This is a genomic window from Streptomyces sp. NPDC051921, from assembly GCF_040680975.1.
Lineage (GTDB): Bacteria > Actinomycetota > Actinomycetes > Streptomycetales > Streptomycetaceae > Streptomyces.
The window spans coordinates 24,343-38,328 of the sequence record NZ_JBFAXU010000023.1; the positions used below are offsets into that span (position 1 = coordinate 24,343).

At 72.3% G+C, this 13,986-nt stretch carries 9 protein-coding genes; 4 read left to right on the forward strand and 5 right to left on the reverse strand.

Annotation, left to right across the window (positions count from 1 at the left end):
* Positions 1-80: 80 nt before the first annotated feature.
* The 4 genes from AB0M16_RS27405 to mshD all read right to left on the reverse strand — a co-directional run bounded on the left by AB0M16_RS27405 (position 81) and on the right by mshD (position 3,340).
* The gene (locus AB0M16_RS27405) at positions 81-1,082 is read right to left on the reverse strand and encodes an ABC transporter permease (protein WP_365347444.1); all 1,002 of its coding nucleotides are present in this window, start codon (positions 1,080-1,082) and stop codon (positions 81-83) included.
* Positions 1,079-1,924: an ABC transporter ATP-binding protein gene (locus AB0M16_RS27410; RefSeq protein ID WP_365347446.1), complete on the reverse strand. Its 846-nt coding sequence runs from the start codon at positions 1,922-1,924 to the stop codon at positions 1,079-1,081. Before AB0M16_RS27410 ends, AB0M16_RS27405 begins: the two co-directional genes overlap by 4 nt.
* Complete coding sequence (locus AB0M16_RS27415) at positions 1,921-2,304, reverse strand: GntR family transcriptional regulator (protein ID WP_365347708.1); 384 nt, start codon at positions 2,302-2,304, stop codon at positions 1,921-1,923. The genes AB0M16_RS27410 and AB0M16_RS27415 overlap by 4 nt, the downstream gene beginning before the upstream one ends.
* A 109-nt stretch (positions 2,305-2,413) precedes the next feature.
* On the reverse strand, positions 2,414-3,340 hold the full coding sequence (mshD, locus tag AB0M16_RS27420) for a mycothiol synthase (protein ID WP_365347448.1): 927 nt from the start codon (positions 3,338-3,340) through the stop codon (positions 2,414-2,416).
* Between the two features lie 147 nt (positions 3,341-3,487).
* On the opposite strand from mshD, the gene AB0M16_RS27425 reads away from it, so the two are divergent.
* From AB0M16_RS27425 to AB0M16_RS27435, 3 genes are all read left to right on the forward strand, one after another.
* On the forward strand, positions 3,488-5,332 hold the full coding sequence (locus AB0M16_RS27425) for a bifunctional metallophosphatase/5'-nucleotidase (protein WP_365347450.1): 1,845 nt from the start codon (positions 3,488-3,490) through the stop codon (positions 5,330-5,332).
* Between the two features lie 120 nt (positions 5,333-5,452).
* Complete coding sequence (locus AB0M16_RS27430) at positions 5,453-8,755, forward strand: FlgD immunoglobulin-like domain containing protein (protein WP_365347452.1); 3,303 nt, start codon at positions 5,453-5,455, stop codon at positions 8,753-8,755.
* Positions 8,756-8,939: 184 nt separating this feature from the next.
* The gene (locus AB0M16_RS27435) at positions 8,940-12,275 is read left to right on the forward strand and encodes a FlgD immunoglobulin-like domain containing protein (protein ID WP_365347454.1); all 3,336 of its coding nucleotides are present in this window, start codon (positions 8,940-8,942) and stop codon (positions 12,273-12,275) included.
* A 158-nt stretch (positions 12,276-12,433) separates the two neighbouring features.
* On the opposite strand, the gene AB0M16_RS27440 is transcribed toward AB0M16_RS27435, so the two are convergent.
* Positions 12,434-13,213 carry an alpha/beta hydrolase gene (locus tag AB0M16_RS27440; RefSeq protein WP_365347456.1) on the reverse strand — a complete coding sequence of 260 codons (780 nt, stop codon included), beginning with the start codon at positions 13,211-13,213 and terminating at the stop codon, positions 12,434-12,436.
* Between the two features lie 135 nt (positions 13,214-13,348).
* Between AB0M16_RS27440 and AB0M16_RS27445 the strand changes: the two genes are divergently transcribed.
* Positions 13,349-13,942, forward strand: a complete 594-nt coding sequence (locus AB0M16_RS27445; RefSeq protein WP_365347458.1) for a helix-turn-helix domain-containing protein — start codon at positions 13,349-13,351, stop codon at positions 13,940-13,942.
* Positions 13,943-13,986 lie beyond the last annotated feature (44 nt).

Here is a 13,986-nt window from a genome sequence, read left to right on the forward strand (position 1 = left end):
TGATTGGTAACGAGGACGTGACGTGCGGGAATCGGGGGCGGGGCCGCATGGGCCCCGCCCCCGGTCGCTCCGGCGGGGTGCTACGGCAGCCGGGCCCGCAGGACGCGGAAGGCGGCGAACAGCGCGAGAGCGGCGAGGGCGAGGAGGATGCCGGTCTCGATGAGCTGGGTGGGCCAGAAGTGGGACTGCGGGTGGTAGTCGAGGTACTGGCCGGTGACGCCGTGGTCGGTGAGACAGGCGTCGTAGGCCCTGTTCCACGCGTCGTTCCACGCCGCGTCGGACGTCGCCGCCTGGTCGGGAGCGGTGACCGCCGCCCGGTCCCAGCAGACCGCGTCGTCCATCCGCCCGCCGGAGCGGGTGGTCAGGCCGGTCTCCATGACGAGGGAGCCGTCCGGGGTCGACAGGGTGGGGCCGACCGGCCCGGTGACCGTGAGGACCGGCAGGAAGGACCAGCGCAGGGCGCCGAGGACCGTCATCACCACGCCCATGACCAGGCCGGTGGCCGCCATGGCGAGCAGGGTGCGCCGGACGAGGAGGCCGACGAGGGCGCCGACGCCGACGGCGGCGACCACGTACGCGAGGAGCACGACGCCGCCGGACTCGTACGGTCCGCGGTCGCCCCAGGCCACCGGGTACGTGCCCGAGACCCGGCTCCAGCCGATCCGGAAGACGCCCATGAGGGCGAGCGTGACCACGACGGTGGCGACGCCCGCGGTGAGGACCTTGGCACGCAGCCAGGCCGCCGGGGTGACGGACTGGGTGAGGCTCAGCCGGTAGGTGCCGGTCTCGAACTCGCGGGCGACGAGCGGTCCCGCGACGAACGCGCCGACGACCGGCGTCAGCAGGAGCAGGTAGACCGCCGCGTACTCCATGGCCAGGCGCAGTACCTCGTAGGCGAGGTTGTCGTCGCCGCGGACCCAGTAGCCGTCCTCCATCCACCGGTCGGGCGTCTGCGCGTCCCAGAGGCGCAGCGCGAGGGTGCCGGCGAGGGCGAGGGCCACGACGGCCGCGGCCGTCCACAGGGCCCGGCGGAACTGGCGGACCGTCACCCAGGCGAGGCCCTTCGGCGCGAGGGTGCTCATGACCGGGCTCCTTCGGGAGTGCGGAGGTGGGCGAGGAGGAGGTCCTCCAGGGTGGGGTCGGCGACCTCCCAGGGGCCCTCGACGAGGCCCTCGCGGCGTATCAGCGCGGTGAGCTGACGGCCCGTCGTGCGGGAGTCGACGACGGTGTGCGGGTCGAGGGCGGCGCCGGCGACGGGCCCGGTGAGCAGGACGTGCCCGGAGAGGAGGTCGTCGACGGCGCCGTCGAGGCGGATCCGTCCGTTCTGGAGCAGCAGCAGGTGGTCGCAGGCGCCCTCCAGCTCGGTGAGGATGTGCGAGGACATCACGACGGTGGTGCCGTGCTCGGCGGCGTCGGCCATCAGCAGGCCCATCAGCTGGTGGCGGGCGAGCGGGTCGAGGTCGGCCATCGGCTCGTCGAGCAGCAGCAGTTCGGGGCGCTTGCCCAGGGCGAGGGCCAGGGCCATGCGGGTGCGCTGGCCGCCGGAGAGCTCGCGGACGAGTGAGCCGGGGGCGAGCTCGTCGGCGATCACCCGCCGGGCGGCGGCCTCGTCCCAGTGGTCCGGGTTGAGTTCCTGCCCCATGCGCAGGGTGTCGGCGACGGTCAGCCGCGGGTACAGCGGCTTGTCCTGCGCCACGTACGCGAGGCGCTCCCGCGGCGGCGCCTCGATCGTGCCCTCGGTGGGGCGGAGCAGGCCCGCCGCGAGGGCGAGCAGGGTGGACTTGCCGGCGCCGTTGGGGCCGACGAGCGCGCAGACACGGCCGGCCGGCAGGGTGAAGGAGCAGTCCCGCAGCGCCCAGGGCCGGGACCGTCCTCCGTAGCGTGTGCCGAGGCCTTCCGCCCTCAGCGCGGACTCCGGTGTCATGCGTCCCCCTCGAAGTGTTCGTTCAGTACGGATGTGAAGAGCGCCGCCACGTCGTCCCGTTCGAGGCCCTCGGCGCGGGCCCGGCGGGCCCAGTCGGCGAGCTCGGCGCGCAGCGGCGAGTCGGCGGGGCCGGTGCCGAGGGTGGCGCGCACGAAGGTGCCGAGGCCGCGGCGTGCCTCGACGAGGCCTTCGCGTTCGAGTTCGCGGTAGGCCTTGAGGACGGTGTTGGGGTTGATGGCGGTGGCCTCGACGACCTCGCGGGCCGTGGGCAGCCGGTCGCCGGGTTCCAGCAGGCCCATGCGGAGGGCCTGTTTGGTCTGCTGGACGATCTGGAGGTAGGTGGCGACCCCGCTGCGCCGGTCGATGCGGTAGGCGAGCACGTACCCTTGCACCACCCTTTCACTAATCAAGTAGTGAAAGGGTGGTGCAAAGAAGGGGGCGGTGTCAACCGCCCCCTCCGTCAGGCGCCTTGCGGTTCCGCCGGGCGCCTTAGGACTCCGTGCGGTACATCAGGTCCACCTCGTGGGTCGTGAAGCCGAGCCCCTCGTACACCCGGACCGCCGCCGTGTTGTCCGCGTCCACGTACAGCATCGCCGTCGGCAGCGTCTGGGCCGCCAGGTGCCGCAGGCCGATCGCGGTCAGGACCTTGCCGAGGCCGCCGCCCTGGGCGTCGGGCAGCACCCCGACCACGTACACCTCGCCCAGCTGCTCCTCGGCGTGCACCTTCGTCCAGTGGAAGCCGACCAGCCGCCCGTCCTTCTCCGCCAGGAAGAAGCCCTTCGGGTCGAACCACGGCTCCGCCATCCGGTCGTCCAGGTCCCGCTGGGTCAGCGACCCCTGCTCGGGGTGGTGGGCGAACGCGGCCGCGTTGACCGCGAGCCAGGCGGCGTCGTCCTGACCGGGCACGAAAGTCCTGATCGAGACGTCCGCGGGTGCTGTCGGCTCCGGGATGTCGAGCGGCGTCAACGAGCGACGCAGCTGACGCAGTTCCCGGAACAGGGTCAGTCCGAGCACCTGGGCCAGGTGCCGGGCCGCCGACTTCCCTCCGTGCGCCCACACCCGCAGGCGCTTGCCGGAGGCGTCGAGCAGGGCGGTGCCGAGCGCCCGGCCGTGCCCGCGGCCGCGGTGCGAGGGGTGCACGACCAGCTCGGCCGCCGGCGCCTCCACCGGGTCGGTCTCCTCCAGCTGGGCGTAGCCGTAGAGGTGGGAGCCGACCGTCAGCAGGAAGTGGCGGACGCCCTCGCGCCGGCCGTGGCGCAGGTACAGCCGCCCCTGCTCGGACACGGCGTGCACGCCGTCGGTGCGGTCGGCGGCCTCCAGGAGGTCGAGCACGTCCTGGACCTGCTCGGGGGTCAGTTCTTCGTAGCTGGTGATCTGCCGTCCGGGTTCGAGGGCCGGCGCCGCGTCGGAAGTCATGTGTACGAGCCTACGGCGGGGGCGCGCCGCCTCGCGGGAAGACAAAGGCAACCAGCTCGTAACCAGCCAACCCCTGTTGCGCTACGCGCGTTGACTCTAGGCTGCGCTGGCAGACCGGCCATGCGGCGAAGGGGAGAAACAAGCGCGATGGCAGCCAGGAAGAAGAACAGGGCGGGGCGGCGGATCCTCGTCGCCGGGGCGGGCCTTGCCACCATCGGGGCGCTCGTCGCCGCGATGCCGGCCGGGGCGTCGCAGGACGACGTCGACGCCGCGGGTGCCGCGTACAGCACCAACGGCAAGGGCTGGGGGCGGATGGTCGACGTCCAGCTGCTCTCCTTCAACGACCTCCACGGCAACCTGGAGCCGCCGGCCGGCTCCTCCGGCCAGGTCACCCGGATCAAGCCGGACGGCAGCACCGAGAAGATCGACGCCGGCGGTGTCGAGTACCTGGCCACGCACCTGCGCCAGGCCCGTGAGGGGAATCGTTACTCCATCACGGCCGCGGCCGGGGACATGATCGGCGCCTCGCCGCTCATGACGGGTCTCTTCCACGACGAGCCGACCATCCACGCGCTCAACGCGCTGGACCTCGACGTCACCTCGGTGGGCAACCACGAGTTCGACGAGGGCGCCGTGGAGCTGGCCCGCATGCAGAACGGCGGCTGTCACCCGGTCGCCGGCTGCTACGGCGCGGAGAAGGGCTTCGCGCCCTTCGGCGGCGCGGACTTCCCGTACCTCGCGGCCAACGTGACGAAGGAGAAGACCGGCAAGCCGCTCCTCGACCCGTACTTCATCTGGGAGAAGGACGGGGTCAAGATCGGCTTCATCGGCGTGACCCTGGAGGGCACCCCGAACGTCGTCACCGCGGAGGGCGTCAAGGGCCTGAAGTTCGGCGACGAGGTCGAGACGATCAACAAGTACACGAAGATCCTGGAGCGCAAGGGCGTCAAGTCCATCGTCGCCCTGGTGCACGAGGGCGGCATGCCCGCCTCGTCGGCCGTCAACTACAACTGCGACGGTGACGGCGACGGCGACGGCGAGGGCGTCTCCGGCGCGATCGTCGACATCGCGAAGAACGTCTCCCCGCAGGTCGACGCGCTGGTCACCGGCCACACCCACCAGGCCTACGTGTGCAGCATCCCGGACCCGGCCGGCAAGCCGCGTCTGGTCACCTCGGCGTCCTCGTTCGGCAAGCTGTACACGGACACGACGCTGACCTACGACCGCCGCACCAAGGACATCGTCCGCACCGCGGTCGCCTCGGCGAACCACGTCGTCACCCGTGACGTGCCCAAGGCCGAGGACATGAGCAAGCTGATCACCGACTGGAAGGACCTGGCGGCCCCGATCGCCAACCGTCCGCAGGGCTACATCGCCGCCGACATCAACGGCCGCGGCTCCACGGCGTACGAGAAGCCGCTCGGCGACCTCATCGCCGACGCGCAGCTGGAGGGCCTGGCCCCGGCCGACAAGGGCGGCGCGCAGGTGGCCCTGATGAACCCGGGCGGCATCCGCGCCGACCTGGTCTACAAGCAGGCCGGGACCGAGGGCGACGGCGTCGTGACCTACGGCGAGTCGTTCACCGTGCAGCCGTTCACCAACATGATGAACGTGGTCGACCTGTCCGGCGCGAACCTGATCGCCGCGCTGAAGCAGCAGGTCAGTGGCTCGAACCTGAACTCGATCAAGATCCTCCAGGTCTCGAAGGGCCTGACCTACACGCTCGACATGACGAAGACGGGCGCGGACCGCGTCGTCGACGGCAGCATCAAGCTGAACGGCCAGGCGATCGACCCGGCGAAGACCTACCGCGTCGCGATGAACGAGTTCCTCGCGGGCGGCGGCGACGGCTTCCCGGCCCTGGCGACCGGCACCAACAAGCTGGTCGGCGCCTCGGACCTGGACGTGTTCAACGCCTACCTCGCGGCGAACTCCTCGGCCTCGGCGCCGCTGCCGGTGCCGGCGGCGAACCGGATCACGGTCGTGCAGTAGAAATCCGACGTCAAAGGGTGGTGCCCGCTTCGGCGGGTGCCACCCTTTTTGTCGTTTTGAACGAGTTCGAAGCCCTGTTACCCTCGTTCGACTTTGGACTTCTGGGGAGGGGTTCACCACATGAAGACAGGGTGGGGGAAGCGGCGCACCAGCGCGCTCTCGCTCGCCGCGGCGACCGCGGCACTCATCTCGCTGACACCGGTGGGCGCGGGCCTCGCGTACGCCGCCGAGGACGATCTGCCGGCGGAGCTGGTGATCCCGGCCGCTTCGACGACGGCCGACCCCGACGCGTGGGTCCTGCGGCCGGGAACGACCGGCTTCCTGCAGGGCGCGGAGGGGAACCTCAGCTGGTACTCCTACGCCACCGGTGCCTCCACGCCGTTCCAGGACGGCGGCGCCCGGATCTACGGCACCGGCACGGACATCATCGCCCGCTCGTACGAAGCGCAGGGCAAGGTCGTCCTCCAGGACGCCGCCGGAGGCCCCGAGGAGACGATCACCCTCGGAGCGGGCCGCGTCGTCGTCGGCCTCGCCGGACGCACGGTCATCACCGAGGGGACGACGGCCGGAGCCGGACTGCACGCGCTCTCCGTCGAGAACGGCACCCAGGTGGACCGCGAGATCACCGGTCTGCCGGACGGCGCCGGGGAGTTCGTCGTCCAGGGAACCACCGCGTACGGCTTCCTGCTGTCGTACGAGGCGGGCGACTCGGGCGGCGTCCGTTGGGTCGACCTGTCCGGCGACACCCCGAAGCTGCGCCCGCTCGCCGCCGACGCGAGGTCCGCGACCGTCTCCGGCGACACCCTGCTCCAGGTCACCGCAGCCGGGAAGCTGCAGGTCTGGGACCTCAAGGGTGACTGGTCCGGACCGGCCCGCGAGACCGACTGGAAGCTCGGCGACGACCCGATCGCCGTCAGCGGCGACCGGATCCTGAGCAGGCTCGCCGGCACGCGGACGCTGGCGTCCCGCGCGTTCGCCGGCGGCGAGCAGAAGACCGTTCTCGACAACGTGATCGGCTCGCCCTGGCTCAAGGCCGGACCGCTCCTCGCCGTGACCGAGGAGAAGGACGCCGCCCGCCCGGTCCACCGGGTGGAGGCGGGCGCCGACGGCGAGTTCACCGCCACCAAGGTCGCCGACGTCCCGGGCGTCCCGACCCCCACCGCCCGGGTCTCGGTCGCGCAGGGCGTCCTGCACGCCGTGGACCAGCTCGCCTCGGGCGAGTACCGCCTCCGCTCCATCGAGACGAAGGCGGCCGGACCGCTCGTCGCGGGCGACCGGGTCGACCGCGGCACGGCCACCGGGCTCGACGCGGCCTCCGACGTGGTGCCCACCGGCGACGGACGCGTCGTCCGCAAGGTCGGCGGCGGCCTGTACGTCCTCGCGGAGGGCGCGCAGCTGCCCGGCACCGTCACCTCGGCGGGCTCCGTGGCAAGCGACGTGGAGGCCTCCGGCCGCTACGTCTCCTACCTCGCCCAGACCGGTGAGCGCCGGGTCCACGACCTGGACGCCAACAAGACGGTCTTCAACCGGAACCTCGGCAGCGGCCCGGCCGCGCTGAGCGGCACCACCCTGTGGACCGCCACCGGCGCCGTCGGCTCCGTCAACGCGATCGACGTCCGCACCGGCACCACGACCCGTACGGTCGCGGCCGCCGACTGCGCCCTGAAGGACGTCCAGTCCGTCGGCGCCGACCTCTACTGGAAGTGCGACCAGAAGTCCGGCGTCCTGAACACCGTGACGAAGGTCAACACGGTGCTGCCCGCGCACGCCGCGGCGCGCCTCGGCGACGGCTACGTCACGTACGAGAAGGACGGCGTCCTCTCGCTCACCCCGCTGCGCGGCGGCGGTCAGACCCGGGAGCTCGGCCGGCCGGCCGACGCGCGCCCGGAGCGCGGCTGGAGCGTCGACCGCTTCGGCGGCAGCTCCGTCTTCACCGACGACCAGCAGCGCATCCACGTCGTCCCGAGCGGCGTTCCCGCCTCGGTCGTGTCGGTCCTCGACTCGGACATCTCGTCCGACAAGGTCGATGTCGAGGGCGGCGACGCCTGGACCGCCCGCTGGTGGCTGTCCAAGCCCGCCGCCTCCTGGACGCTGAACGTCAAGAACCAGGCCGGCACGGTCGTCCGCACGTACGGCGGGCAGCAGACCCGTGGTCTGATCAAGGCGGTCTGGGACGGCAACGGCGTGACCGGCGCCCCGGTCGCCGACGGCCGCTACACCTGGGAGCTCAGCGCCCCGCCCGCCGACGGCGCCGGTGAGACGCTGACCGCCGGTGGCGCGGTGTTCGTGACGCGCGGCGGCATCTCCACCTTCAAGCCGGTCCCGCCGGCCCGCATCCTCAACACCCTCGCCGGCGTCGGCGCGCCCAAGGGCAAGGTCGGCCAGAACGGCACGGTGGACCTCCAGGTCACCGGCCGCGGCGGCGTGGCCTCGACGGGCGTCTCGGCGGTCGTCCTCACCGTGACGGCGACCAACCCGACCAACGGCACGTGGCTCTCGGTCTACCCGTACGGGACGCCCCGCTCGTCCGCCTCGAACCTGAACGTGCCCGCCGGCCGCAGCGTCCCGAACCAGGTGACGGTCCCGGTCGGCAAGGACGGCAAGGTCTCGCTGTACAACGCGTGGGGCACCGTCGACCTGCTCGTCGACGTGACCGGCTACTACACGCTCGACGGCGCCGGTGACCGCTTCAAGGCGGTGACCCCGGCCCGCATCCTCAACACGCTGGCCGGCGTCGGCGCGCCGAAGGCCAAGGTGGGCGCGGCCAAGACCGTGAACCTGCAGATCGCGGGCCGCGGCGGGGTGCCGAGCACCGGTGTGACGGCGGTCGTCATGAACGTGACGGCGACCAACGTGACGGCGTCCAGCTACATCTCGGTCTACCCGTACGGGACGGCCCGCCCGGCCACGTCCAACCTGAACGTGGTCAAGGGCCAGGTGGTCGCCAACCTGGTGACCGTGCCGGTGAAGAGCGGCAAGGTGACGCTGTACAACCACGGCGGCACGGTCGACCTGCTCGGCGACGTCGCCGGCTACTTCACCAACACGCCCGGCGTGGGGGACCGCTTCGTGCCGCTGAGCCCGATCCGGTTCCTGGACACCCGTGAGTACGGCGCGGAGGGCAAGCTGCCCCCGGACAGCGCGGTCTGGCTGGGCGTCGCCGGCTTCGGCGGCGTCCCGGAGACCGGCGCCAGCTCGCTGGTCCTGAACGTGGCGGGCACCAACGCGACGTCCGCGACCTACGTCGCGGTCCACCCGTTCCTGACGGCCCGCCCGACGATCTCGAACCTGAACCTGGTGCCGAGGCTGACGGTGGCGAACCAGGTCGTGGTCCCGATCTCGGCCGAGGGCACCATCGACCTGTACAACCGGGCCGGCTACGTGGACCTGATCGTGGACGCGGCGGGTTACTACACGAAGTGAGCCGAACGCTCCGCCGGTGAGCGGGGACCGAGGAGGGGTGGCGCACCGCAGGCCGGTGCGTCACCCCTCCGGCATTTCTTGAATCGGTTCGAAAACTCTTGGCCCGGGAGTCCGGGCGCTGTTACCGTCGGCCTCTCGGGACGGGTGGGGAGCCTGGTCCCGGTTCCTGGGGAGGGACCTCTACTTGCGCAGCGTTCTGAAGAGCCGCCGTGGCCGCGCCACGGCGGCCGCCGTCGCGACCGCGGCGGCACTCGTGACCATGATCCCGCTGGGGGCGGGGACGGCGGTGGCGGCGGAGCCGCCGGCGGAGGTGGTACTTCCGGTCGAGCTGTCGGTGGATCCGGACGCGGGCAAACTGCCCGTCGCGGGGCTGACCGGCTTCGTCCAGGGTTCCTTCTTCGAGGGGTACAACTGGTTCTCGTTCGCCGAAGGCAGGCAGTTCCGGATCCCGTTCTCCCATCCGGTCGCCACGGACACCGACGTGATCGCCTCGTTCTGGACGGTGTCGAGCGTGCGGCTCTTCGACCCGGCGACGCGGACCACCAAGACGGTCACGGCGCCCGGGGGGCAGGTGGTCGCGGCCATGATGGGCCGGTCCGTCGTGACGTACGAGAAGGAGAACCGCCGTGTGCTGCACCTGCTGACGCCGGAGCAGGACGGCACGTCGACGGACCGGAGCGTGACGCTCCCGGAGGGGGCCACCGAGGTGACCCCCTCGCGCACCGACAGCCCGTACGGCCTCTTCGTCACGTACAAGCTCGGCGGCGTCGCCCAGCGGGTGTGGATCGACCGCGCGTTCACCCTGCACCCCGTGGATTTCGGCACGGCCGCCACCGGGGGCACCGCCGCCATGGCGGGCCGGTACTTCCTCCGCCCCCTGGCCTCGGGGCGGGTGCAGGTCTGGGACCTCGCGGGCGATCTCTCCGCGCCGCTCCACGAACTCGACTGGGCCGCGGGGACGCCGGTCGCGCTCCTCGGCGACCACCTCCTGGCCCGTGTCCCCGGCGACGGAGGCGACCGCCTCGTCGCCCGTCCGCTCGCGGGCGGTGCGGAGCAGGAGGTGCTCGACCGGATCACCGGCGACACCCGGGTCGGCCCCGACGGCCGCGTGATCGCGGCGCGCTCCGGCAGTGGCACCGAGCGTACGGTCCACTCCGTACGAGCGGGGGAGAACGGCGGGGCGCCGGTCGCGAGCAAGGCCGCCGACATTCCGCTCGCCCCCACGCGGCACTGGTCGATGCTGGCCGCCAACGGCGTCCTGCAGACGAACGAGACGCTGCCGTGGACCACGTCGCGGGTGCGCGAGCGCGAGCTGACGGTCAGCGGTGGACCCGCCGTCGGCCCGATGCGGGAGCTCGACCCCGACGACTCCGCCTGTCCCGAGAAGGCCGAGTGCTCGTGGCAGGACCAGACGGGCGACGGGCGGACGGTGTTCGGCGGCCCGAACGGGGAGACCCACGTGGTGGAGGCCGGGCAGAACCTCCCCGGTACGCCCGTCACCGAGCTGCCCCGGAGCTACGGCCCGTCGAGGCGGGCTTCGGGCCGTTACATCTCCTACTTCGCCTACCTCCCCCAGGGCAACGAGTTGCAGGTGGCCGACCTGGACACGAAGCAGATCCTGCTGCGGCGCCCGGACAACGGGAACCAGGAGACGGCGCTCGTCGGCGGCACGCTGTGGCACGAGACCCTGACGCCCGGCGTGGTCGACGTCGTCGACGTGCGTTCCGGGGCGGTCAAGGAGTCCCTGAAGGTGTCCGACTGCAATCTGTCGGACCTTCAGGTGTGGGGTTCCCACCTCTACTGGGCCTGCTCCTACGACAACAAGGCGGCGGTCCGTGACCTGACCACGGGCACCGACATCGCCGTGCCCGAGCACGACTTCCGCGGGGGCCAGCTCGGCGACGGATACCTGACCCACGTGAAGGGGGGCGTGCTGTCCCTCACCCCGCTGCGGGGCGGGGGGCCGACGCGCGTGATCGGGGACCTGTCCCGTTACACGGGTGCCTGGACCGTGGACCGCTTCGGGGGCCACGTCTACTACTCGGACACGCAGGAGCGCATCCACGTCGTGCCGACCGGCATCCCCGCCGCGGACCTGTCGGTCCTGGACTCCTCCGGCGACGGCGGCGTGGTGGACCTCGCGGCGGCCGAGGCCTCCTGGACCGGCAAGTGGTGGCTGTCCAAGCCGGCCGCCTCCTGGAAGCTGACCGTGAGGGACCGGGCCGGCGCCGTCGTGCGCACGCTCACCGGTGGTGAGGCCCGCGGCCTGGTGAAGGCCGTGTGGGACGGCAAGGGCGAGGGCGGCGCGGCCGTGGCCGACGGCCGGTACGGCTGGGAGCTGACCGCCGTGCCGGCGGACGGCGTCGGCGGGGAACTGCGGCGCCAGGGCGAGGTGTTCCTGACGCGAGGCGGGCTCGGCACGTACGAGCCGGTGGCTCCCGCCCGGGTGCTCAACACCCTCGCCGGGATCGGCGCGCCGAAGGCCCAGGTGGGCCCGGGCAAGACGGTGACCGTGCAGATCACGGGCCGTGGCGGGGTCCCGGAGACCGGCGTGACGGCCGTCACGATGAACGTGACGGCGACGAACCCGACGGCGACGACGTTCGTGTCGGCCTACCCGTACGGGACGCCGCGCCCGGCCACGTCGAACCTGAACGTGACGGCCGGGAAGAGCGTGCCGAACCTGGTGACCGTGCCGGTCAAGGACGGCAAGGTGACGCTGTACAACCACTCCGGCTCGGTCGACCTGCTCGCCGATGTCGCCGGCTACTACACGCTCGGCGGTGACGGCGACCGCTTCGCGCCGGTGGCTCCGGCGCGGGTGCTCAACACCCTGGGCGGAGTCGGTGCGCCCCGGGCCAAGGTGGCGGGGGGCACGACCGTGACCGTGCAGGTCGCGGGCCGTGGCGGGGTCCCGGCGGCGGGCGTGACGGCCGTGACGATGAACGTGACGGCGACGAACCCGACGGCGACGACGTTCGTGTCGGCCTACCCGTACGGGACGCCGCGCCCGGCCACGTCGAACCTGAACGTGGTGCGGGGCCAGACGGCCGCGAACCTGGTCACCGTGCCCGTCAAGGACGGCAGGGTGACGCTGTACAACCACTCCGGTTCCGTGGACCTGCTCGCCGACGTGGCCGGGTACTTCACCGGCACCGCCGGTCAGGGCGACCGGTTCAAGGCTCTTGCTCCGGCGCGGGTGCTCAACACTTTGGGGAAGGCCAAGGTGGCCGGGGGCGCGGTCGTGTCCGTGCGGATCGCGGGCCAGGGCGGGGTGCCGGCCGACGGTGTGTCGGCCGTCGTCATGAACGTGACGGCGACGAACCCGACGGCGACGACGTTCGTGGCGGTGTACCCGTACGGGACGCCGCGCCCGGCGACGTCGAACCTGAACGTGGTGAAGGGGCAGACGGTCGCGAACCTGGTCGTCGTCCCGGTGAAGGACGGCAGGGTGACGCTGTACAACCACTCCGGTTCCGTGGACCTGCTCGCCGACGTGGCGGGCTACTACACGAAGTAGCCCGCGCGGCCCGGACGGAAGGGGAGGGGTGGCACACCGTTTCGGCGGTGTGCCGCCCCTCCGGCGTTCTCGCACCTGGTCGGGGACGGGGCGGGGCACGGGGGGACGGGACACGTGGGGCCGGGCGGGACGGGGCGGGGCGGAAGGGCGGGGCGCGGTCACAGCGTCGCGCAGAAGTCCCGCACCGCCTTCTCGAACCCCCGCGGGTCCTTCAGCTGGACGAAGTGGTCCGTGTCGAGCTCGACCAGGGTCGTGCGCGGACGGCCGGTGACCAGCTCCCGGGCGTGGTCGGCGGTGAGGACCTGGCTGCTCGTGCCGCGGATGAGGAGGGCCGGGCAGTCGCTCGCGAGCCAGGTGGCGCGGTGGTCGCCGTGGACCAGGCTCTCGGAGTCGACGGTGTCCTGGGGGTGGAAGGGGAGCCGCCAGCCCTCGGCGTGCGGGCGCAGGGCGGGGGCGAGCATCGGGCCGACGGGGCCGCAGGCGGCGGTCAGTTCCTCGCGGGTGGGGGCGGTGTAGGGGAAGCCGAGGACGAAGGAGAGCGGGCTGCTGCCGGTGTCGGTGAGGAGGGCGGCCGCGTCGGTGGACACGAGGCCGGCGACGCGCCCCGGGTGGGCGGCGGCCAGGTGGTACGCGTTGATCGCGCCGAGCGAGTGGCCGACGAGCACGACCCGGTCCAGGCCCAGGTGGTCGAGGAGGGCCAGGGCGTCGGCGACGTAGCCCTCGCGACGGTAGTCGGGGGCGCGGTCGGAGTCACCGTGGCCGCGCTGGTCGAGCGCGATGACCCGCCACTCCGGGCCCAGGGCCTCGGCGAGGTGGGCGTAGGAGGCGCCCTCGGAGAGGTGCCCGTGGAGGGCGAGCAGCGGGCGGCCGGTGCTCTCGGGGGTGAAGTCCAGGTAGGAGAGCGTGCGGCCGTCGGCGGTGGTGAGTTCCTTGCGCATGTCGTGACTCCCTGCTCGGTCGTTCGCTGATGCCGTGTCGGCCCGGTAAGAGGAATATACGCACGTATAGATCAAGTGCGCAAGACGCTTGTATAGCGCGCTTGCCCAAGTCGGCGCCGCGCGTACCATCCCCGCATGGGAAACCGCGAGAAACTGCTGGCCGGAGCCAGGCGCTGCCTTGAGGAGAAGGGGTATCTGCGCACCACCGTGCGCGACATCGCCACGGCCTCCGGCGTCTCCATGGCCGCCATCGGTTACCACTTCGGCTCCCGTGAGGCCCTGCTCAATCAGGCGCTGTTCGCGGCGATGGGGGAGTGGGGCGAGGAGTTCGGCGGGGCGAGCGGTGGCTTCGAGGAGCTGTGGGCGGGCAAGATCCGCTCCTTCGAGGAGCAGCGCTGGCTCTGGCTCGCCAGTGTCGAGGCCTTCGTTCATGCGCAGAGCTCGCCCGAGCTGCTCGCCCTCCTCGCGGCCGGTCAGCGCGAGGGGCGCCGCGGCGCGGCCGCCCAGCTGCGGGAGGTCCCGGAGGGCGCGGTGACGGAGGAGGACGTCCGCAGCCTCGGCTCGGTGCACATGGCGCTGCTGAGCGGCGTGATGCTGCAGTGGCTGACGGATGCTCAGGCGGCTCCGGACGCCCGGGAGATCGCCGTCGGGCTGCGGGCCCTCGCGGAGCGCGTGGAGTCGGCGGGGGCGGGGCGGGCGGAGCGGCCGGATCCGCATACTGATCGGTAACGGGCTATGGCAGGAGCACGTCAAGCGGTGCCATAGTGCCGCCC

Coding starts and splice junctions, on each gene's coding strand:
- AB0M16_RS27405 (WP_365347444.1), bottom strand. CDS start 1,082: ATGAGCACCCTCGCGCCGAAGGGCCTCGCCTGGGTGACGGTCCGCCAG.
- AB0M16_RS27410 (WP_365347446.1), bottom strand. CDS start 1,924: ATGACACCGGAGTCCGCGCTGAGGGCGGAAGGCCTCGGCACACGCTAC.
- mshD (WP_365347448.1), bottom strand. CDS start 3,340: ATGACTTCCGACGCGGCGCCGGCCCTCGAACCCGGACGGCAGATCACC.
- AB0M16_RS27425 (WP_365347450.1), top strand. CDS start 3,488: ATGGCAGCCAGGAAGAAGAACAGGGCGGGGCGGCGGATCCTCGTCGCC.
- AB0M16_RS27430 (WP_365347452.1), top strand. CDS start 5,453: ATGAAGACAGGGTGGGGGAAGCGGCGCACCAGCGCGCTCTCGCTCGCC.
- AB0M16_RS27440 (WP_365347456.1), bottom strand. CDS start 13,213: ATGCGCAAGGAACTCACCACCGCCGACGGCCGCACGCTCTCCTACCTG.
- AB0M16_RS27445 (WP_365347458.1), top strand. CDS start 13,349: ATGGGAAACCGCGAGAAACTGCTGGCCGGAGCCAGGCGCTGCCTTGAG.